Source organism: Streptomyces sp. NPDC104307 (assembly GCF_055584045.1).
On record NZ_JBVJMU010000014.1, the window covers coordinates 1 to 22,028 of the forward strand.

The 22,028-nt window shown below is 73.4% G+C and carries 12 protein-coding genes; 8 read left to right on the top strand and 4 right to left on the bottom strand.

The features are described 5' to 3' along the window. Positions 1 to 214: 214 nt before the first annotated feature. From ACZ601_RS28395 to moeZ, 5 genes are all read left to right on the top strand, one after another. Complete coding sequence (locus tag ACZ601_RS28395; RefSeq protein ID WP_469543530.1) at positions 215 to 2,080, top strand: DUF3492 domain-containing protein; 1,866 nt, start codon at positions 215 to 217, stop codon at positions 2,078 to 2,080. An 82-nt stretch (positions 2,081 to 2,162) separates the two neighbouring features. Continuing rightward, a complete protein-coding gene (locus tag ACZ601_RS28400) occupies positions 2,163 to 3,599 on the top strand; it encodes a hypothetical protein (RefSeq protein WP_469543532.1) in 1,437 nt (478 codons plus the stop codon). Positions 3,600 to 3,747: 148 nt separating this feature from the next. After that, a complete protein-coding gene (locus ACZ601_RS28405) occupies positions 3,748 to 4,713 on the top strand; it encodes an NAD-dependent epimerase/dehydratase family protein (protein WP_469543204.1) in 966 nt (321 codons plus the stop codon). Beyond that, positions 4,701 to 5,543 (top strand): spherulation-specific family 4 protein, encoded by an 843-nt coding sequence (locus ACZ601_RS28410; RefSeq protein WP_440579356.1) that lies wholly within the window; start codon positions 4,701 to 4,703, stop codon positions 5,541 to 5,543. Before ACZ601_RS28405 ends, ACZ601_RS28410 begins: the two co-directional genes overlap by 13 nt. A gap of 85 nt (positions 5,544 to 5,628) precedes the next feature. Further along, positions 5,629 to 6,807, top strand: a complete 1,179-nt coding sequence (moeZ, locus tag ACZ601_RS28415; RefSeq protein ID WP_311303375.1) for an adenylyltransferase/sulfurtransferase MoeZ — start codon at positions 5,629 to 5,631, stop codon at positions 6,805 to 6,807. A 57-nt stretch (positions 6,808 to 6,864) separates the two neighbouring features. On the opposite strand, the gene ACZ601_RS28420 is transcribed toward moeZ, so the two are convergent. The 3 genes from ACZ601_RS28420 to ACZ601_RS28430 all read right to left on the bottom strand — a co-directional run bounded on the left by ACZ601_RS28420 (position 6,865) and on the right by ACZ601_RS28430 (position 12,967). Beyond that, positions 6,865 to 8,448: an alpha/beta hydrolase gene (locus ACZ601_RS28420; protein WP_469543208.1), complete on the bottom strand. Its 1,584-nt coding sequence runs from the start codon at positions 8,446 to 8,448 to the stop codon at positions 6,865 to 6,867. 95 nt (positions 8,449 to 8,543) lie between these two features. Then, positions 8,544 to 10,148, bottom strand: a complete 1,605-nt coding sequence (locus ACZ601_RS28425) for an alpha/beta hydrolase (RefSeq protein WP_469543211.1) — start codon at positions 10,146 to 10,148, stop codon at positions 8,544 to 8,546. A gap of 89 nt (positions 10,149 to 10,237) precedes the next feature. Beyond that, positions 10,238 to 12,967, bottom strand: a complete 2,730-nt coding sequence (locus tag ACZ601_RS28430; RefSeq protein WP_469543213.1) for a lysylphosphatidylglycerol synthase transmembrane domain-containing protein — start codon at positions 12,965 to 12,967, stop codon at positions 10,238 to 10,240. A 222-nt stretch (positions 12,968 to 13,189) separates the two neighbouring features. On the opposite strand from ACZ601_RS28430, the gene ACZ601_RS28435 reads away from it, so the two are divergent. Both ACZ601_RS28435 and ACZ601_RS28440 read left to right on the top strand, forming a co-directional pair. After that, entirely contained in the window at positions 13,190 to 13,597 is a 408-nt protein-coding gene (locus ACZ601_RS28435; protein WP_469543215.1) for an MGMT family protein, read from the top strand. Between the two features lie 374 nt (positions 13,598 to 13,971). Further along, positions 13,972 to 17,388, top strand: coding sequence for an ATP-dependent helicase (locus ACZ601_RS28440; protein WP_469543218.1), 3,417 nt, complete (start codon positions 13,972 to 13,974; stop codon positions 17,386 to 17,388). A 36-nt stretch (positions 17,389 to 17,424) separates the two neighbouring features. Here the strand turns inward: ACZ601_RS28440 and ACZ601_RS28445 are convergent, their stop codons facing one another. Then, positions 17,425 to 18,336: an SAM-dependent methyltransferase gene (locus ACZ601_RS28445; protein WP_469543221.1), complete on the bottom strand. Its 912-nt coding sequence runs from the start codon at positions 18,334 to 18,336 to the stop codon at positions 17,425 to 17,427. Between the two features lie 244 nt (positions 18,337 to 18,580). On the opposite strand from ACZ601_RS28445, the gene ACZ601_RS28450 reads away from it, so the two are divergent. Next, a complete protein-coding gene (locus ACZ601_RS28450) occupies positions 18,581 to 22,027 on the top strand; it encodes a UvrD-helicase domain-containing protein (RefSeq protein ID WP_469543224.1) in 3,447 nt (1,148 codons plus the stop codon). The last annotated feature ends 1 nt before the right edge of the window (position 22,028 follow it).

The window sequence follows — 22,028 nt, forward strand, 5'->3', positions numbered from 1 at the left end:
GCCGGGGGTCCGGCCATTCTTCTCGCCCCCGGCTCTTCCCCCGCAACTCCAGCAGCGGGGGTTGTACATGTCCCCCCGGCCCGGGGGCGGGGCGGGGGGGGGGGGCCCCCCCCCCCCCCCCCCCCCCCACCACCGGCGTATCCGCTTACGGTCGTCCCGCTGCGAGTCGCCGATCCAACGGTGGCCGCCCACAAGGGAGATCGGGGGTGTGCTCGTGCGGATCGGACTCCTCACCGACGGTGGTTATCCGTATGCGACCGGTGAGTCCAGACTCTGGTGCGACCGTCTGGTACGGGGACTTTCGCAACACGAGTTCGATCTCTTCGCGCTGAGCCGCGACGCCGAACAGGAGGCGCGCGGCTGGGTCCAGCTCCCCCTCCAGGTGAGCCGGGTGCGGACGGCGCCGCTGTGGACCGCCGACGAGGACGCCCTTGGCCTGCACGCCCCCAGGGGGCTGCTCGCTCGACTGCTGACCGGCGGGGGCGCGCACTCCTACGGACGGCGTGAACGACGGCGCTTCACCACCCACTTCACGGCGCTCGCGACCGCGGTCTGCGCTGCGGGCGCGTCCCTGACCGAGCGGGGCGACGGCCCCGAGGACGGGCTGCCCGCCGAGGACGCCCGGTTCATCCGGTCCGCGCGGCCGACCGGTGCCGGGCGGCCTGCCGACGACGTGCGCCTCACCGATGACGCGCGGTTCACGGACGGCCTCTACGGGCTGGCCGAACTGGCCTGCGAACACGGCGGACTTCCCGCGGCGCTCCGCTCCGAGACCGCGGTACGGATCCTGGAGGCGGCCTGCCGCGCGCCCGGCACCGGCCGCACCGTCCAGGCCGCCACCGTCCCCGACCTCCTCGCCTTCGCCGCGGAACTCGACCGGTTGCTCCGCCCGCTCTCCCTCGACTGGTACGACGAGGAGAGCCTCGGTGCCGTGGACCTCTGCCACGCCACCTCCGGAGGCGCCGCCGCCCTGCCAGGGCTGCTGGCCAAACGCTTCTTCGACGTGCCGCTGCTGGTCACGGAGCACTCCGTGCGCCTGCGGTCGCACTACCTCGCGGCGGCGGGCACTCCGCTCAGTGCGCCGGTGCGCGCCCTCCTCGCGAACTTCCACGGCCGGCTCGCCGCCGAGGTGTACCGGCAGGCCGCGCTGATCACCCCGGGCAACACCCACGCCCGCCGCTGGCAGGAGCGCTGCGGCGCGGACCCCGCCAAGGTGCGCACGGTCTACCCCGGAATGGAGTCCGGCCGGTTCGCGGCGCTGGGCGAGACCGAGGGCGATGGCGGCCCGGACACCCTGGTGTGGGTCGGCCGGATCGAGCCGGCCAAGGACCTGGTCGCCCTGCTGCACGCCTTCGCGGAGGTGCGCGGGGCCGAGCCCGACGCCCGGCTGCGCATCATCGGCGCGGCGGCCCAGGGGCCGGAGGGCGCCGGCTACCTCGCACAGTGCCGGGCGCTCGCCGCCCAGCTCTTCCCGGACGAGGCCGCCGACGCGCACGCCGTGGGCGACAACCCGGTCTCCTTCGAGGAGATCGGCGGGGCCGAGGTGCCCGACCTCGCCCAGGCGTACGCGGCCGGCGGGATCGTGGTCCTCTCCAGCGTGGTCGAGGGCTTCCCGATCAGCCTGGTCGAGGCGATGTTCTGCGGCCGGGCCACGGTCTCCACGGACGTCGGCGCGGTCGTCGAGGTCATCGGCGGGACGGGGCTCGTGGTGCCGCCGCGCAATCCCCGGGCGCTCGCGGACGCCTGTCTGGCACTGCTGCGCGACCCCGAGCGCCGTGCGCGCCTGGGTGCGGCCGCCCGCGCCCGCGCGCTCGAACTCTTCACGGTCGAACAGAACCTCGCGGCATTTCGCGGCATTTACCTGGAGCTGATCGCCGGTGCGCCGGTGCGCAGGGACGCGGTGACGGCGAACGAGGACGGCGGACCGCGCCCCTTCGCCACCCCGCCGGAGGCCCATGTCCTGGGCCTGTGGCCGGAGCTGGACGAAGACCTCGCCCCGGGACCGGCCGAGCGCACACCCAGCTGGGCCGGGAGCGGAGTCTGCGCGGGGGCGCGCGGAGGGGGGGACGGCGATGCGTGACCAGAAGGCGGCCGGACCGGGCCGCCGTACAGAGCGGACCGGGCCGCCCGGCGCCCCCGGTGAGGAGCACGGAGGAACGACGATGGGCCGCCCGACCGAGGTACCCGGCGCACCGGCGACCGGAAGCGGCTGGGACCCTCGCTCGCGGGCGCTCGTCCCCGGTTCACCGGCCGGGAGCGCCCCGGCGGCGACGGCAGTCCAAGGCACACCCGAGCACCCCGACGCGCCAACCCAAGACGCCCCGGAGCATGTGACCGAGCCCGCCGCGCCCGCCGCGCCCGCCGCACCTTCCGCGCCCGCCGCGCCTTCCGAGCCCGCCGAGCCCGCCAAGCACTCCACCTCCTCCGTACCCTCCGCGTCGTCCACGTCCTCCGCACCCCCCAAGTCCTCCGCGCCCTCCACCCGCGCCCCCGAGATCGGGCACGCCGCCCCGGTGCGGAAGCTCAGTACCGGGCGGCGCGGTCCGGCCGATCCGGTGAAGTCGCTCATGCACCGGCACCGCGAACTCTGCGAACGTGCCGTCGACCCGCTGGAGATCGCCGCCGGGCTCGAAGCCTGCGGCGTCACCGACCGCACCGCCGCCCGCTACCGGCACCGCGACGTCTTCTCGCTGGCGGAGGAACTGTTCGCCCGGGTACCGGGTATCCCTCGGGAGCCCGTCGCCGTGCTCTCCGCTCCGGCGCGTGACATCCGGACGCGCGCCGCGTGGTCGCTCCGGGCGCTGCTGCCGGGCGCCGCCTGCCTGGCGACCCTGCTCACGCTGCGGCTCACCGACGGGGTACTCGGCGGCGGGGCGCGGCTCGCCATCGGCAGCGGCGGCGCCCTCCTCGCGCTCGTCGGGCTCGCCGTCACCCTGCGCACGGGGCCGCTCTCCGCCGGCGGCCGCGCCACCGGAGCCGCCAACCTGTACGGCTGCTGGCTGCTCGGCTACGCCCTGTACGGCGAGGCCCTGCTCCGCCAGGTGCTGAGCGGCGGACCGGAAGGCCCCTGGGACATCACCCCGGCGCCGCTGCTCGGGCTCGCCGTCGCGGTCGCCCCGGCCGCCTGGTGCGCGCACCTCTTCTCCGTGCACGCCCACCGCAAACTCAACGGCAGCCGCGCACTGGAGGAGTTCGCGGCAGGCGTGCGCCCCCTGCTGTTCGGTGCCGTCGCGTTCTTCCTCTGCGCCGTCACCGGGCTGCTGTACCTGGCCGGACTCGGGACCGGGGGCGGCGCCCCCGTCGGGGCCGCCGGACTCGGGGTACTGCTCCTGCTGGCCCGGCTCCTCACCGTCCACGGCTTCCCCGGACCGGCCACCACCGGACTCGCCGCCGCCTGCGCCGTCGAGGCCGCCGCCCCCGCCCTGGTCCTGGGCGGCCGGCTGCCCGGCCTCCACCCCCTCGCCCGGCCCGTCGACGCCCTCGTGGCGGCGGCGGGTGCCGGCGCCGTACCCGCCGTGGCCTGCGGCGCGGCCGCGCTCGGCCTGCTGACCACCGCCACCGTCGCGCTCTCCCGAGCCTCCGCCCACACCGCCGCCTGACGCACACCACGACGCACCACAGACACCCCGCGGAGCCGACGCCGCGGGTCCCTTCCCGCACCGCACGCAACTGCCTCAAGGAGACACCGGACATGACCCCCCAATACCTCGCACCGGCAGCCCGCCGTCGGCACCCAGGGGGCGCACGATGAGGGTGCTGCTGCTCGGAGCCAACGGATTCCTCGGCCGGTTCGTCGCCGACCGGCTGCTCGCCGACCCGGCCGTACACCTCACGGCGCTCGGCCGGGGTGACGACGCCGACGTACGGTTCGACCTCGCCAGCGGCAGCCCGGGAGCCCTCACCCGCTTCCTGGACGCCGTCCACCCCGGAGTCGTCGTCAACTGCGCGGGCGCCACCCGCGGCGGCGCGCGCGACCTGACCCGCCACAACACCGTCGCCGTCGCCACCGTCTGCGAGGCGATGCGGCGCAGCGGCTGCACCGCCCGGCTGGTCCAGGTCGGCTGCTCCTCCGAGTACGGACCCTCGCAGCCCGGCTCTTCCACCGCGGAGGACGCCATCCCGCGCCCCGGCGGCCCGTACGGCGTCAGCAAGCTCGCCGCCACCGAACTCGTCCTCGGCTCCGGCCTCGACGCGGTCGTGCTGCGGGTCTTCTCGCCGGTCGGCCCCGGCACCCCGGCCGGTTCCCCGCTCGGCCGGCTCGCGGAGGCGATGCGCCGCGCCATGCAGTCCGGCGACAGCGACCTGAAACTCAGCGGCCTCGGCGTGCAGCGCGACTTCGTCGATGTGCGCGACGTCGCGCGCGCCGTGCACGCCGCCTCGCTCTCCGCCGCCCAGGGCGTCGTCAACATCGGCACCGGCCGGGCCGTGCGCCTGCGTGACGCCGCCGCCGTACTGGCCAAGGTCGCCGGTTACGCGGGAGCGCTCCACGAGCTGGACACGCCCCCCGCCCGGCTGCCCATCGGCGCCCCCCGCACCTCCACCGAATCGGTCATGGAGCACCTCTCGGCCACCCCCTCGCCCTACCCGGACGGCTGCGGCGCCTGGCAGCAGGCCGACGTCCGCACGGCCAGGGACCGGCTCGGCTGGCGCCCCCGGATCAATCTGGAGGAGTCCCTCGCGGACATCTGGATGGAGGCCGCGTGCCGTATCTGACCAGCAGCGGCACGGCCCGCCGCACCAGCGGCGCGGAGCGGCTCGGCTTCGGCGTCCCCGGCTACGCGCACCCGCTGCTCGCACCCGTCGAATGGGCCGAGCTGACCCGCCCCGGCACCCCGCTGCACTGGGCCGTCCTCGACATCGACAACGGCCCCGGGACCCGTCCCGACCCGCACTGTCTGGAGGCCGCCGGCCGGCTCCGTAACGCCCGCGAACGGGCCGTGCACGGCGACGAGGCGCTGGACACCGTACGGGCCTCGGCCGGACGGCTGCTCGGACGGCTCGATCTGGCCTTCGGCAACCGGCCGTTCGACGAACTGCTCACCGACGCCAGGTCGTTCCTGGACTGGTACCGCGTCGACGGCTTCTACCTCGACCGGTGCCCGGCAGAGCGTCCTGGGCTCCCCGCGGTGCGCCGGCTCACCAGCACGCTCGCCGCGCTCCTGGCGGACAGCGACAGCGCGCGGGACGGCGGGCACCTGGTGCTCGGGCACGACACCCACCCGTACCCCGGCTACGCGGAGGCCGCCGACCAGCTCGTCACCTTCCGCGGCCCGTGGACCGACTACCGCTGGTCGCAGGTGGCGGAGTGGACCGCCGCCTACCCGCCCGGCCGGTTCGCGCACTTCGTCCACGGCGTCCCGCGCAGCCACCTGGAGGAGGCGATGCGGATCGCGCGCTGGCAGGGCGCCGGGACGATCTTCTTCACCGACCGCACCGGGGCGGCGGACCCGGCGCACGGGCGTGGACAAACCGATCCATTCGCGACGCTGCCCAGCTACTGGGACGAAATCGTCTCGCGGATCGGACCTGGTATCTCGGAATGAGAGGGGGCGTGGCAGTGTTACGGCAAGAACAACCGTACGTAGTCGAAGTACGTAGAAACCGACCACCTGCATTGTTGAGGTTCCTGTGTCGCTGCCACCCCTGGTCGAGCCAGCTGCTGAGCTCACCGTCGACGAGGTCCGCAGGTACTCCCGCCACCTGATCATCCCGGATGTCGGGATGGACGGGCAGAAGCGGCTGAAGAACGCGAAGGTGCTCTGTGTGGGCGCCGGCGGTCTCGGCTCGCCGGCCCTGATGTACCTGGCCGCCGCCGGTGTCGGAACGCTCGGCATCGTGGAGTTCGACGAGGTCGACGAGTCGAACCTGCAGCGCCAGATCATCCACAGTCAGGCCGACATCGGCAAGTCCAAGGCCCTGTCGGCCAAGGAGACCGTGCAGGGGATCAACCCCCTGGTGAACGTGATCCTTCACGAGGAACGGCTCGAAGCCGAGAACGTGATGGACATCTTCGCCCAGTACGACCTGATCGTGGACGGCACGGACAACTTCGCCACCCGCTATCTCGTCAACGACGCGGCCGTGCTGCTGAACAAGCCGTACGTCTGGGGTTCCATCTACCGGTTCGACGGCCAGGCGTCCGTCTTCTGGTCCGAGCACGGCCCCTGCTACCGCTGCCTCTACCCGGAGCCGCCGCCCCCCGGCATGGTTCCCTCCTGCGCCGAGGGCGGGGTGCTGGGCGTGCTCTGCGCGTCCATCGGCTCCATCCAGGTCAACGAGGCCATCAAGCTGCTCGCCGGAATCGGTGACCCGCTCGTCGGCCGGCTGATGATCTACGACGCGCTGGAGATGCAGTACCGCCAGGTCAAGGTCCGCAAGGACCCCGACTGCGCGGTCTGCGGCGAGAACCCGACCGTCACCGAACTCATCGACTACGAGGCCTTCTGCGGCGTCGTGTCCGAGGAGGCCCAGGAGGCGGCGCTCGGCTCCACGATCACTCCCAAGCAGCTCAAGGAGTGGATCGACGGCGACGAGAAGATCGAGATCATCGACGTCCGCGAGCCGAACGAGTACGAGATCGTCTCGATCCCCGGTGCGAAGCTGATCCCGAAGAACGAGTTCCTGATGGGCAACGCCCTCCAGGACCTGCCGCAGGACAAGCGCATCGTGCTGCACTGCAAGACCGGTGTCCGCAGCGCCGAGGTCCTCGCGGTCCTCAAGTCGGCGGGCTTCGCGGACGCGGTGCACGTCGGCGGCGGCGTGATCGGCTGGGTCAACCAGATCGAGCCCGAGAAGCCGGTGTACTAGAAGAACACGTCGAAGGGCCCGGTCCGCGCGGACCGGGCCCTTCGACGTGCCCAGAGGTTATGGACAGGTCCTGCCGTCCGCCGGGACCTTCCCGTCCAGGAAGTACGTGTCCACCGTCGACGTCACGCAGGTGTTCCGGCCGTAGGCGCCGTGCCCCTCGCCCTTGTTGGTGAGCAGCACGCCGACGCCCTTGCCCAGCTCGTCCGCCATCTTCCGGGCACCCTCGTACGGTGTCGCCGGGTCGCCGGTCGTCCCCACGACCAGGATCGGAGCGGCCCCCGGAGCGCTCGCCTCCGGGTTGGCGCGCTCACCCTTCACCGGCCAGTCCGCGCACCAGCCCGCCGTGTCCCAGGCGAGGAAGGCGCCGAAGACCGGTGACAGCTTCTCGAACTCGGGGAGCAGCGCCTTCGCGTCGGCCGCCGTCGGCCGGGCGCTGCTGTCCGCGCAGGAGATGGCTCGCTGCGAGTGGCTCTCGGTGCCGTAATGGCCCTTCTCGTCACGGCTGTTGTACGAGTCGGCCAGCTGCAGAAGCATGCTGCCCCGGCCGCCCTCCGCCTCGTCCAGAGCCTGGGTCAGGACCGGCCAGCTGTCCTTGGAGTAGAGCGGCATCACGATGCCCGTGAGCGCCAGCGACTCGTTGAGCTCGCGGGACGTGCCGGTCGGCAGCGGCTTCCTGTCGATCTTCGCCAGCAGCCGGGCGATGCGCTGGGTGCCCGCCTTCGGGTCCTGGCCCCGGTCCTTGAGGTAGTTCTCCAGTGCACGCTGGAAGCCGGTCGTCTGGTTGCGGGCGTGCCCGACGGCGTCCGCCGTGGGGTCGACGACGGCGTCCAGGACGGCGCGCCCCACGTTCCCGGGGAAGAGGTGCGCGTATGTGCCGCCCAGCTCGGTCCCGTACGACATGCCGAAGTAGGTCAGCTTGCGGTCACCGAGCACCTCGCGGATCAGGTCCATGTCGCGGGCGGCGTTCGATGTGCCGACGAACGGCAGGACCTTGCCGGAGCGGCGCTCGCAGCCGGCGCCGAAGTCCGCGCCGTCCTTCATGAACGCCGCCTCCTCCGCCGCCGTGTCCGGAGTCATGTCCACCTTCCGGGCGGCGTCCTCCTGCTCCTGGTCGGAGCGGCACCGCACCCCGGCGCTCCCGGCCACCCCGCGCGGATCGAAGCCCACCAGGTCGTAACGGGTGTTGAGCTTCCCGTACGAACCGGCGGCGCGCGGCAGGATGGAGACGCCGGAACCGCCGGGGCCGCCGAAGTTGAACAGCATCGAGCCGAGACGCCGCCCCTTGTCGCGGGCCTCCTTGCGGATCAGCGCGATCCCGATCGTGTCGCCCCCCGGCTTCGCGTAGTCCAGCGGGACGCGGACCGTCGCGCAGCGCCAGTCCGCACCGGGAGCGGTCCCGCCCTCGGGGGCCTCGCAGCGCTTCCAGTCCGGGTGCTGCGAGGTGAGCGAGCCGGGCAGGGCCGGGAGCCGCGCGGGCTTCCCGTCCTCGGTGGACGAAGCTGCGGCGGACGGTGAGCCGGCCGTACCGCCGTCCGCCGCCCTGCCGGGCTTGTCGTCCGTACCGTCGTCGCAGCCCGCGAGCACCCCCGTCAGCAGCAGCGCGGCGGCGGCCAGCGCCCCGGCCCGTGCGTATGAGACCACGTGCGTCCCTCCCCTGTGTCCCCCGTGTTTCACCCTGCCGGATCGGCAGTTCGCCCATCGTAGGACGGTGCCGGGACGGTGCCGGGCCGCGCTGCTCAGCCGCAGACGGTTCCGGCCGCCGGCACCTTGCCGTCCAGCAGATAGCCGCCCACCGCCTTCTGCACGCAGGCGTTGCCGCTGTTGTACGCGCCGTGCCCCTGGCCCTTGTACGTCATCTCCACGCCGACGCCCTTGCCGAGCTCCTCCGCCATCGCCTTCGCGCCCTTGTAGGGGGTCGCGGGGTCACCGGTGTTGCCGATGACCAGTTGGGGGGCCGAGCCGGGGGCGCTGACATCGGGGTGCGCCCAGACACCGGCGACCGGCCATTCGGTGCACGCCATCAGGCCCCAGCCCAGGTAGTCACCGAAGACCGGTGAGGCCTCGCGGAAGCGCGGCAGCTTCTCCTTCGTCTCCTCCAGCGTGAACCGCTCCTTGGAGTCGGCGCAGCTGATGGCGGTGTTGGCCGCGGCGGAGTTGTCGTAGTGGCCCTTGTCGGAACGGCCGTTGAGGGAGTCGGCCAGTGCCAGCAGCAGCCCGCCGCTGCCGCCGTCGGCCTCGTCGACGCCCTGCTCCAGCAGCGGCCAGGTCTCCTTGGAGTACAGGGCCGCCGCGATGCCGGTGGTGGCCTGGGTCTGGGTCAGCTTGCGTGCGCCGAGCCCGGCCACCGGCCGCTTCTCCAGCCGGTCCAGCAGATCGGAGATCCCCTGCTCGACCCCGTCGGCGTCGGAACCCGGCAGCTTGCAGGCGTCGCCCCGCTTCGCGCAGTCCTTGGCGAAGTTGTCCAGCGCGAGCTGGAACCCCTTCGCCTGGCCCAGCGAGGACTGCTCGGCGTCCTCGGTCGGGTCCACCACCGCGTCCAGTACCGACCTGCCCACGTTCTTGGGGAACAAGTGGGCGTAGACGCCGCCCAGTTCGGTGCCGTACGAGATGCCGAAGTAGTGCAGCTGGTGGTCGCCCAGCACCTGACGCATCAGATCCATGTCGCGGGCGGCGTTCGTCGTCCCCACGAAGGGGAGCTCCCGGCCCGAGTTCTTCTCGCAGGCGGCCGCGAACGCCTTGGTGTCGTCGGTGAACGCCTTCTCCTCCGCGGCGTCGTCCGGCGTTCCGTCCTCCTGGTAGCGGGCGTCCAGCTGCTTGTCGGTCTCGCACCGCACGCCGTCGCTGCGGCCGACCCCGCGCGGGTCGAAGCTCACCAGGTCGTAGCGGGTGCGCAGCTTGTCGTAGTCGGTGCCGAAGGCGGGCAGGGTGGTGACGCCGGAGGCGCCGGGGCCGCCGAAGTTGAAGATGAGGGAGCCGATCCGCTTCTTCGGGTCCATGGCCTTCGCGCGGATGAGCGCCAGGCCGATGGTGTCGCCCGAGGGTTTGGCGTGGTCGAGCGGGACCTTCATGACGGAGCACTCCCAGACGGCCCCGCCGGGCAGCGGCGAGGGTGCGGCGCCGCCGCCCTCCGCCTGGGACGGGGCGGGGCAGCGCTTCCACGTCAGCTGCTGGGTGGCGAGGGCGGACGGACCGGGGCTCGCGGCGGCGTTCGCCGGGTGCGGCGAACCCTGCGAGCGGTCCGGCGCGTCGTTGTCACCGCCGTCCGAGCAGCCGGTGAGCGGAAGCAGCACGGTCACGGTGGCGGCGAGGGCGGCGGCACGCAGGGCAGGGGAGGTCCTCATCGCTCCATCGTGCGGCGGTGGCGGGGAAGGTGCACGGGGCACCGGTCCAAGCGGGTGGCCCGCCGCCCGGACCGGCGCCACAGTGGCTTCTAGAGCTCGCCCTTGCGGGTGAGGTGGTTGAAGCAGATCCAGCCGGGCAGCACTGGCAGCCACAGGGTCATCAGCCGGAACAGCAGCACCGCCGGGGCCGCGACCTCCTTCGGCAGGCCGACCGCGATCAGACCCAGCGTCAGCGCACCCTCGACCGCGCCCATACCGCCCGGGGTCGGCGCGGCAGAACCCAGCGCGTTGCCGGCGAGGAAGACCACCGCGATGCTCGCGTAGCTGAGGTGGGGGGTGTCGGGACCGCTGAACGCCCGGACCGACGCGTCCAGGCACATCACGAACAGGCCGGTGAGCAGCAGCATTCCGCCGATGCCGGTGAGCAGCTTCTGCGGTCGCTGTACGACGTCGAGCATGCGCGGTACGACCCCGGCGAACAGCGACCGCACCCGGGTCACCACGAACTTCCGCAGGAACGGGATCGCCGTCACGACCAGCACCAGCACCGCGACCGTCAGCAGCCCCGCGATCACCGTCCTGGACGGGGTGAGCGAGGACGGGGTCTTCTCGGTGCCGGTCAGATAGCCGAAGGCGCCGAGCAGCAGGATGTGACAGCCGAGGCCGAAGAGCTGCGAGGCTCCGACACTCGCGACCGCCAGCCCCGGGCGTACGCCGGAGCGTTGCAGGAACCGGGTGTTCAGCGCGACACCGCCCACCGCGGCGGGCGCCACGATCTTCACGAACGAGCCGGCGATCTGCGCCAGTACCGTCTTGCCGAACGGCACCCGCTCCGGCACGAAGCCCAGCAGGCTCATCGCCGCCGCGATGTAGCTGAGGGCGGAGAAGCCGAGCGCGGCCGCCACCCAGCCCCACTCCGCCTGCTCGACCACCGCACCGAAGTCGGCTTCCGTGACCTGCGAGATCAGGAAGTAGGCGGCGATGGCGCCCGCGATGAAGCTGAGCAGGGTGCGCGGTTTGATGCGCTCCAGCCGGACCGGCTCGACCGGGGCCTGCGGCCGGATCAGCAGCACCTCGCGGCGGATCAGGGTGAGCAGATCCTCCTCGCGCGCCCCGTCCAGCGCGTCGTCCATGGCCCGCTTCTCGGCCTGCTTCTCGGTCCGCAGCGACTTGCGGGCGGCCTTGCGGTCCGCGTCCCCGGAACTCGCGGCGCCCTGGGTACGGGCCCGCTTCGCCGCGTCCGACGCGTCGAGCACCGCCTCGCGCTCCCGCTGCGACCGCTCCCGGGCGAGCCTGCGCAGATGCGCCCGGGTGGAGCGGCTGAGCGCGATCGGCTGGAGCAGCGGCAGGCAGTCCGCGACGGTGTCCGGGCCGACGACCGCGAGTGCGGCGGCCACCGCCCGCTCCGCGCCCACCCGCAGACCGGTCGTGGTGAGCAGCTGGGCGATGTCCATCCGCAGCACCAGGTCGCCCGCCGCGATCTCGCCGCCGCGCAGGTCCGTGACGAACACCTTGCCGGAACGGTCCACCAGCAGGGCGTCGCCGGTGAGCCTGCGGTGCGCGATCCGCCGGGACTGGAGCGCCTGCACCTGGCGCCAGGCGTCGCGCACCAGGTCGTCGGTGATGTCGGCGTCCTCCAGCGCGTCCAGCGAGCGCCCGCCGATGTGCTCGTACACCAGCATCACGGCGTCGGGGCCCAGCTCGGAGGTGGCGATCAGCTTGGGCGCGTTGGCCCCGGCGGCGATCGCCGCGTACGCGAGCAGTGCCTCCTGCTCCAGCGCCTGGCGCAGCGACTGGATGGACCGCCGCTGGGTGATCCCGCGCAGGGTGAGCCTGCGCCACACCCGGTAGAAGAAGCCCTGGGCCTGCTGTTCCCGGTCGACGACCGTCACGTCGAGCGGTGCGCCGTCCTCCAGGGAGACCAGGTAGCGGCGGCCCCGGTCGTTCTGGTCGCCGGAGTCGGGGGCGTCGTCGGCCCGCATCGCGGTGACGGGTCGGAAGCCGACGTGGCGCAGACCCGCCATCAGGTGCTGGCCGGTCGGCCGGACGTTCGGCGAGCCGACCGCGTACAGCGTGCCGTACGCCACCGTCCAGCCGATCAGCACCGTGAGGATGATCGAGAGCGGTGTCGTGTAGCCGCCGACCAGCATGGCGAAGGCGTCGAGCAGCAGCACCACCCACAGCACGACCCGCCAGCGCGGCCGTCTCGCCATCCCGACCGCCGTCATATAGGCGATCACCGGGGCGAGATAGCCGTGCACGGGATCGGTGAGCGCGTCACCGGGCGCCGGCTGGGTCAGGGCGTCCTGGATCGTTCCGGAGGCGGTCTTGGCGACCCACAGATCCGCCGCGAGCGTCACTCCGTGGGCCAGCACGGCGGCCAGCACACCGTCCGCGATCCGCAGCCCGTCGCGTTTGATCAGCCGCTCGATCGCGAAGGCGACCGGCACCAGCAGGACGGCGATGCTGGAGACCAGGCCGGCGATCTTGATGAGTACGTCGGGCGCCTGGCCGGTGCCCTTGTTGATGTCCTCCTCAAGACCGGTGGTCGTGCCGTGGGCGAACGCGGCGACGGAGAACAGCACGACGATCGCCAGGACGCCGATGAGGAGCCGCAGCAGATCGGAGGGACGGTGCACCCGGGCGGGGAGCAGGGGTTCGTCCCCCGAGACGCGTTCGGACAGCTCCTCTTCCGAGGTCGACAGCGTCGAGCCGGCCGGCCTCCCGGAAGGACTCTCCGGACCGGTGCCGGAATCCGGCCGGCCCTCTTCCGGGCGCGGCTCGGCATCAGAGGCGTCGGCCGCCTTCGGTGGCTGCACGCCCTGCTCCTTCGTCGCCTCTGATTGGTCTTCGTGTTCTCGTATCACCGGTCACCGCCCGGACGATGGTGGCACGGCCTGTGGACGCAGGAGGGCATCAGGGTGCGATGCAGGGGCGCGCGAAGCGCAAGATACGCCCCTTTTCCCGGCCTCCGCACGCTGTGTGTGCGGCCGGACACGGAATCGGCCGGGCTGTCGGTGGCGTACGGCAGGATGGGCCGGATGAGCGAGAACCCGACGAGTGACGCGCTGCCGGAGTACGCGGAGCGCGTGCTCGACGTCGCCGAGCTGATCCCGCCCGGCCGCGTCATGACGTACGGCGACATCGCGGAGTGGCTGGGGGACGGCGGCCCGCGTCAGGTCGGCCGGGCCATGGCGCTGTACGGCTCTGCGGTGCCGTGGTGGCGCGTGGTGCGCTCCGACGGGACGCTGCTGCCCGGCCACGAGCTGCGCGCGCTGAACCACTACCGCGCGGAGAGCACCCCGCTGCGCGAGGCCCCGGCCAGTGCGGACGGTCACGTTCCGCGCCTGGACATGAGACGGGCGCGGTGGGACGGAGTGCCGGGCGCGGCGGCGGACGGCAGGGCGGGCGGTCCGGGGGCGGACGGCGGCGGGGGTGCTCACACCTGACAGCTTCGGCCATCCGGCGGCCCATCGTGCGGAGCCGGGCCCGTACGGCGTACGGGAAGCGTGACGTGCGCAGCGCGCGGAGCCCGCTGCCCGCCGGGCGTGCGCCGCCCACGTGGAGTGCGCTGGTCCTGGAGCCTGCACCGGTCCCGGAGTCCGCGCCTGTCCTGGAGTCCGCGCCGTGCGTACGGATTCCGCCGGCCCCGGCGCGTCCGTTGTCGTCCGGCCCGGCTCCACCGGATTCGCCGTCCGGGCCGAACGTGACGATCCCCGCATCCGTACCGCCGCGATCGGGCCCGTCGCCGGAGTAGCGTCGTCAGTTCGCGGCAGCTGCCGCGCCCCCAGCATCAGCACACCCACCAGGACCGGCGACCCACGTGAGCTCCTCCTCCACCACCCGGCACAGTCCGCACCGTCAGGCACGGCGTGGGACCACGGGCGCGTACCGGCTGGTGCGTACCCCGCCGGGCTCCGTGGAACCCCCTCTCCTGGACGCGGCGCAGCGCGCGGTGGTTGACCACCAGGGCGGGCCGCTGCTGGTCCTCGCCGGACCGGGCACGGGCAAGACCACCACGCTCGTGGAGACCGTCGCCTCGCGCGTCGCGCGGGGCGCGGACCCGGCCCGCGTCCTGATCCTCACCTTCAGCCGCAAGGCCGCCGTCGAACTCCGCGACCGGATGGCCGCCCGGCTCGGCGCCGTCCGCAGCCCGCAGGCCACCACGTTCCACTCCTTCTGTTACGCCCTGGTCCGCGCCCATCAGGACGCCGATCTCTTCGCGGACCCGCTGCGGCTGCTCTCCGGTCCGGAGCAGGACGTCACGGTCCGCGATCTGCTGGCCGGCCAGCTCGACCTGGAGAAGCAGGGGCGCGCGCACATCCGCTGGCCCGACGAGCTGCGGGCCTGCCTGACCACCCGGGGCTTCGCGGACGAGGTACGCGCGGTGCTCGCCCGCAGCCGTGAGCTGGGCCTCGGCCCGGACGCCCTCGCGGACTTCGCCCGGCGCACCGGCCGCCCCGACTGGAGCGCCGCCGCCGAGTTCCTCGCGGAGTACCTCGACGTGCTGGACGCCCAGGGGGTGCTGGACTACGCGGAGCTGGTCCACCGGGCGGTGCTGCTCGCGGAGCGCCCCGAGGTGTCCGCGCTGCTGGCCGGCCAGTACGACCTGGTGTTCGTCGACGAGTACCAGGACACCGACCCGGCGCAGGTGCGGCTGCTGCACGCGCTGGCCGGGAACCGGGGGAGCACCCCGGGCGGCGGCGGTGGCCGGGACCTGATCGCGTTCGGTGACCCGGACCAGTCGATCTACGCCTTCCGGGGCGCCGATGTGAACGGCATCCTCGACTTCCCCGAGGTCTTCCGGCGGGCGGACGGTGCCCCGGCCCCGGTCGGCGTCCTCAGCACCTCGCGCCGCTCCGGGGACCGGCTGCTGGCGGCCACCCGGCTGCTCACCCGCCGGATGCCGCTGACCCGGCTGCCCGCCGCGAAGGTCCGCGCCCACCGGGAGCTCGGCGCGGTCCGCGAGGGCGGCACCGTCGAGACGTACACCTACCCGACCGCCTCCACGGAGCTCGACAACATCGCGGACCTGCTGCGCCGGGCGCATCTGGAGGACGGGGTGCCGTGGCACGAGATGGCGGTACTGGTCCGGTCCGGCGGCCGCACGATTCCCGCGATGCGGCGGGCCCTGACCTCGGCGGGCGTTCCGCTGGAGGTCGACGGCGATGACCTGCCCCTGCCCCACGAACCCGCGGTGGCCCCGCTCCTGACCGCCCTGCGCACGGTGGCGACGGCGGCGCTCCACCGGAACGCGGGCGCGTCAGCAGAGACAGAGGCGGCGGCAGAAGCGGAGGCAGAACCCCAGGCAGACCCCGAAACAGAACCCCAGGCGGAACCGGAGCGCCAGCCCCCCGCCCCGGCGGCCTGGCTCGACACCGAGACCGCGCTGACCCTCCTCGCCTCCCCTCTCGGCTCCATGGACGCCGCCGATCTGCGCCGGCTGGGCCGGGCCCTGCGCGACGAGGAGCGTGCCGCCGGGAACCGGGTGCCCGCGCCCTCCGGCGATCTGCTGGCCCGCGCCCTGGCCGAGCCGGAGCGGCTCGTCGCGCACGATCCGGCGTACGCCCGTGGCGCCCAGCGCCTCGGCGCCCTGCTGCGCAAGGCGCGTGAGCTCCTGGAGGGCGGCGGCACCGCGGAGGAGGCCCTGTGGGAGCTGTGGTCCGGCACCCCCTGGCCGGGCAGGCTGGAGCGGGCCGCGCTGCGGGGCGGCGCGGGCGGGCGCAACGCCGACCGCGATCTCGACGCGGTCTGCGCCCTGTTCGACACGGCGGCCCGCGCGGAGGAGCGCACCGGCGGGCGCGGCGCGCTCAACTTCCTGGAGGAGGTCGACGCCCAGGACATCGCCGCCAACACCCTCTCCAGGCGCTCCGCCCGGCCCGATGCCGTACGGCTGATGACCGCGCACCGGTCCAAGGGCCTGGAGTGGCGCATGGTCGTCGTCGCCGGGGTGCAGGAGGGCCTCTGGCCCGACCTGCGACGCCGGGGCTCGCTGCTCGAAGCGGACCGGATCGGCCGCGACGGTCTCGCCGAACCCCTCACCCCCGGCGCCCTCCTCTCCGAGGAGCGCCGGCTGTTCTACGTCGCCGCCACCCGCGCCCGCGAACGGCTCGTCGTCACCGCCGTCAAGGCGCCCGCCGACGACGGCGACCAGCCGTCCCGATTCCTGACCGAACTCGGCGTCGATCCCCGCGACGTCACCGGCCGCCCGCGCCGCCCCCTCGCCGTGGCCGCCCTGGTGGCCGAACTGCGCGCCACCACCGTCGACCCCGGCGCGTCCGACGCCCTGCGCGAGGAGGCCGCCCACCGCCTCGCCCGGCTCGCGGCGCTCACCGACGACGAGGGGCAGCCGCTCGTGCCCTCTGCCCACCCCTACCGCTGGTGGGGCCTGTACGAGCCGACCCGCTCGGCCGTCCCGCTGCGCGACCGGGACCAGCCCGTCGCCCTGTCCGGCAGCGCGCTCGACCAGCTCGCCAACACCTGCGCGCTCCAGTGGTTCCTGGGCCGCGAAGTGAAGGCCGACGCCCCGGCGACCGCCGCCCAGGGCTTCGGCAACGTCGTCCACGTACTCGCCGACGAGGTGGCCTCCGGCCGTACGCCCGCCGACCTGGCCGTCCTCATGGAGCGGCTCGACTCGGTCTGGGACGGGCTGGTCTTCGACGCCCCCTGGAAGTCGCAGCAGGAGAAGGAACAGGCGCGCGTCGCCCTGGAGCGCTTCCTGCGCTGGCACGTCATGGACCGCACCGGCCGTACCCCGGCCGCCAGCGAGCACGACTTCGACGTGACGCTGGAGGCGGGGGAGTACGAGGTGCGCATCCGGGGCTCCATGGACCGGGTGGAACGGGACGACGACGGCCGCGCCTACGTCGTCGACTTCAAGACCGGCAAGCAGTCCCCGACGAAGGAGGAGGTCGCCCGCCACCCCCAGCTCGCCGTGTACCAGCTGGCCGTCCGGGAAGGCGCGGTCGACGACGTCTTCGACGGCCGGCGCCCCGAGTCCGGCGGGGCCGAACTCGTACAGCTGCGCCAGCCCGCGCCCAAGAAGGAGGGCGGCGACGCCGTTCCCAAGGTGCAGGCCCAGCAGCCGCCGGACACCGAATGGGTATCCGACCTGTTGGCGACCGCCGCGGGCCGGGTCCTGGACGAGCGGTTCACCCCGACGACCGGCCAGCACTGCACCCACTGCGCGTTCAGGGCCTCGTGCAGTGCCCAGCCGGAAGGGCGGCAGGTCCTGGAGTGAGCGGGCGCGCGAGCGGGCGCGCCCGGCCCCGGCCCATCACGGTTTGCGGGCCATCACCCCGTACACACTGACGTCCGCGTCGGTGACGTCGTTGATGTCCTGGTAGCGCGTCCGGTCCAGGACGTCCAGGCTCGCCACGAACTCCTGGTCGAGGTGGGCGGCCTCGGGCAGATCGGTGACCTGCTCGGGACGCCAGCGGTGCACCGGGACGACGCCGGGGTCGAGCAGCTCCAGACCGTTGTCGGTCACGAAGCGCTCCACCTGGGCGTGCGAGCGGCGGACCATGGCGAAGCCGCGTTCCTTGAAGGCCTTCGTCACCTGGCCGACCTGCTCGGGGTTGAGGTCCGAGCTGACGTTGCTCAGTACGAGATGGCTGCCCGACGGGATGGCATCGACGAGCTGCCTGACGATGGGGTAGGCCTCCTCGTCCTCGATGAAGTGGAGGACGGCCGCGAGCACCAGGGTGACGGGGCGGTCGAAGTCGAGGGTGCGGCGGGCGGCTTCGAGGATCTTGGCGGGGTCTCGCAGGTCCGCCTCGATGTAGTCGGTACGCCCCCGTGGCCCGCTGGTGAGCAGGGCCTGCGCGTGGACCAGCACCACCGGGTCGTTGTCCACGTACACGACCCGCGCCTCGGGCGCGATGGCCTGCACGATCTGGTGGACGTTCTGCTGGGTCGGCAGCCCCGTGCCGACGTCCAGGAACTGCCGGGCGCCGTTCCTGGCCGCGAGCGTCACCGCGCGCCGCATGAAGTCCCGGTTGTGCCGCACGGTGAGGTACCCGCGCGGATTGGCCTTCAGCGCCATGGCCGCTGCCTCGCGGTCGGCGGGGTAGTTGTCCTTGCCGCCGAGGAAGACGTCGTAGACCCGGGCCGGATGCGCCTTCGTTGTATCGATGCGCTGCCTGAGGCCGGCGGTGTCGGAGGTGGCTGCGGGGGTGTCGGAGCTCATCTGACCGTCCTCGTAGGGCTGTTGATACGACAAGAGTCAATCTAAGGGCTGTCCCGGCTCACAGCCGTCCACATGCGCCCGCTCGCGGGGCTTCGTGGGTTGTCGCGTGCGCTCGCTCGCGGGGCTTCGTGGGTTGTCGGCGTGCGCCCGCTCACGGTCGTCGGTGTGCGCCTGCTCACGGTCGTCCGGGTGGGCCCGCTCACGGCTTCGTGGGTTGTCGGCGCGTCCGGTTAGCCTCTGTGGAGTGTCCTCACACCTCACCGATCCCGAGCAGCTCAAGGAGCTCCTCGGGATCCCCTTCACCCCGGAGCAGACGGCGTGCATCACCGCGCCGCCCGCCCCGCAGGTGATCGTCGCCGGAGCCGGGTCGGGGAAGACCACGGTGATGGCGGCCCGTGTGGTGTGGCTCGTCGGGACCGGACAGGTCGCCCCCGAACAGGTCCTCGGCCTCACCTTCACCAACAAGGCGGCCGGCGAGCTGGCGGAGCGCGTCCGCAAGGCCCTGGTCGCGGCCGGCGTCACCGATCCGGAGGTCATCGACCCGGACAACCCGCCGGGCGAGCCCAGCATCTCCACGTACCACGCCTTCGCAGGGCGGCTCCTGACCGAGCACGGGCTGCGGATAGGGCTCGAACCCACCACCCGACTCCTCGCCGACGCCACCCGCTTTCAGCTCGCCGCCCGCGTACTGCGCGAGGCCCCCGGCCCGTACCCGGCCCTGACCAGGTCGTTTCCCACGCTGGTCAGCGATCTGCTGGCGCTGGACGCCGAACTGGCCGAGCATCTCGTACGCCCCGAACAGCTCGCGGAGTACGACACGGATCTGCTCCGCACCCTGGAGAGCGCCAAGCTCAGCAACGCCGAACTGCGCAAGATCCCCGAGACCGCGGAGGCCCGCCGCGAGCTGCTCTCGCTGACCCGTCGCTACCGCGAGGCGAAGCGGAGCCGCGACCTCCTCGACTTCGGTGACCAGATCGCCCTCTCCGCACAGCTCGCCCTGACCCGTCCCGAGGTCGGCGCGATCCTGCGCGAGGAGTACCGGGTCGTCCTGCTCGACGAGTACCAGGACACCTCCGTCGCCCAGCGCCTCCTGCTCTCCGCCCTCTTCGGCAGCGGCCCCGACGGCGTCCCGTCCGGGCACGCGGTCACCGCCGTGGGCGACCCCTGCCAGGCCATCTACGGCTGGCGCGGCGCCTCCGTGGCCAACCTCGACGACTTCCCGAGCCACTTCCCGCAGGCCGACGGCGCCCCCGCGACCCGCTACTCCCTCAGCGAGAACCGCCGCAGCGGCGGCCGCCTCCTCCACCTCGCCAACGGACTGGCCGAACCGCTGCGCGCCATGCACGAGGGCGTCGAGGCGCTGCGCCCGGCCCCCGGCGCCGAGCGCGACGGCCTCGTCCGCTGCGCCCTGCTGCGTACCCACACAGAGGAGATCGACTGGCTCGCGGACTCGATCGCCCATCTCGTGCGGACCGGCAAGGCGCCCGGCGAGATCGCCGTCCTGTGCCGCACCGCCGGGGACTTCCCGCAGATCCAGGCCGCGCTGGTGGCCCGGGACATCCCGGTCGAGGTCGTCGGCCTGTCCGGGCTGCTGCACCTCCCCGAGGTCGCGGACCTCGTCGCGGTCTGCGAGGTCCTCCAGGACCCCGGGGCCAACGCCTCCCTGGTCCGGCTGCTCACCGGCCCCCGCTGGCGCATCGGCCCCCGCGATCTGGCACTGCTCGGCCGCCGGGCCCGCCTCCTCGTGCACCGCGCCTCGCACGGCGACGACGAGGACTTCGACCCCGACCGCCGCCTCGCAGAAGCGGTCGAGGGCGTCGACCCGGCCGAGGTGATCTCGCTGGCCGACGCCCTGGACACCTTCCTCGACTCCGGCGGCGAGGAGGACGACCGGCTGCCGTTCTCCACCGAGGCCCGCATCCGCTTCGCCCGGCTCGCCACCGAACTGCGCGAACTGCGCCGCTCGCTCTCCGACCCCCTGATGGACGTACTGCACCGGGTCCTGAGCGCCACCGGACTCGAAGTCGAGCTCTCCGCCTCCCCGCAGGCCCTGGCCGCCCGCCGCCGCGAGACCCTCGCCAACTTCCTCGACGTCGCGGCCCGCTTCGCCGCCGTCGACGGAGAGGCCACGCTCCTCGCCTTCCTCGGCTTCCTGCGCACCGCCGCGCAGTACGAGAAGGGCTTGGACAACGCGCTGCCCGGCGGCGAGAACACCGTCAAGGTCCTCACCGCCCACAAGTCCAAGGGCCTCGAATGGGACGTCGTCGCCGTGCCAGGACTGGTCAGCGGCCAGTTCCCGAGCGGCCAGTCCCGTGATGCCTGGACCTCCCAGTCCAAGGTCCTCCCGCACGCCCTGCGCGGCGACACGGCCACCCTGCCCGTCATCCACTCCTTCGACGCCAAGGGCCTCAAGGGCTTCAAGGAGGAGATGAAGGAGCACCAGCACACCGAGGAGCTGCGCCTCGGCTACGTCACCTTCACCCGCCCCCGCTCCCTGCTGCTCGGCTCCGGCCACTGGTGGGGCCCCAGCCAGAAGAAGACGCGCGGCCCGTCCGGCTTCCTGCACGCGCTGTACGAGCACTGCGCGGCCGGCCACGGCGAGATCGAGGCCTGGGCGGACGAGCCGGCCGAGGACGAGGAGAACCCGGCCCTGGCCGAATCCGCGGCCGACCACGCCTGGCCGCTGCCGCTGGACGACACCGCGCTGACCCGCCGCAGGGCCGCCGCGGAGACGGTGATGGCCCACCTGACGGCCCTGGCTGAGAAGGGACCGGTGCCTGACGGGTACCCGGCGGCTCGTCCGGCGGAACAGCCGCCTCCGCCGGACGAGCCGCCCTTCGACGACGAGGAGCTGTTCCCCGAGGACGACCCCTTCCTGGACGAGGCACCCGCCCCCGACGGCACTCAGCCCTCCCACGCCCCGCACATCCCCGCTGCCCGGCTGCCCGAGCCGGCCCCCTCGCGGCCCACCCCCGAGGAGTCCCGCCCCCTCACCCCCGAGGAGTCCCGCACCCTCGCCTCCTGGGACCGCGACCTCGACGCCCTCGCCGGGGAGCTGCGCAGGGCCCGCGCCACCGTGCGCGACGTCCTCGTCCCCGCCTCGCTCTCCGCCACCCAGCTGATGCGCCTGGCCGACGACCCGGACGGCTTCGCCCAGGAGCTGGCCCGGCCCATGCCCCGCCCCCCGCAGCCCGCCGCCCGCCGGGGCACCCGCTTCCACGCCTGGGTCGAGTCCCGCTTCGAGGAGCTGCCGCTGCCCATGCTCGGCCCCGACGAGCTGCCCGGCGGCGAGGACAGCGACGCCGAGATCGCCGACGAGGCCGATCTCGCGCTGCTCAAGGAGGCCTTCGAGCGCACCCCGTACGCCCGCCGGACCCCGTACCGCGTTGAGACGCCGTTCCAGATCACGCTGGCCGGCCGGATCGTCCGGGGCCGTATCGACGCGGTGTACCGCACCGGGGACACGTACGAGATCGTCGACTGGAAGACCAGCCGCACCAACACCGCCGACCCCCTCCAGCTCGCCGTCTACCGCCTCGCCTGGGCCGAACTGCACGGACTGCCGCTCACCGACGTCTCGGCCACGTTCCTCTTCGTCCGCACCGGTGAGAGCGTCCGCCCCGGCCGCCTCCCGGGCCGCCGGGAACTGGAGCGCATCCTCCTGGACGAGCCACCTCCCACGGACGGATAAG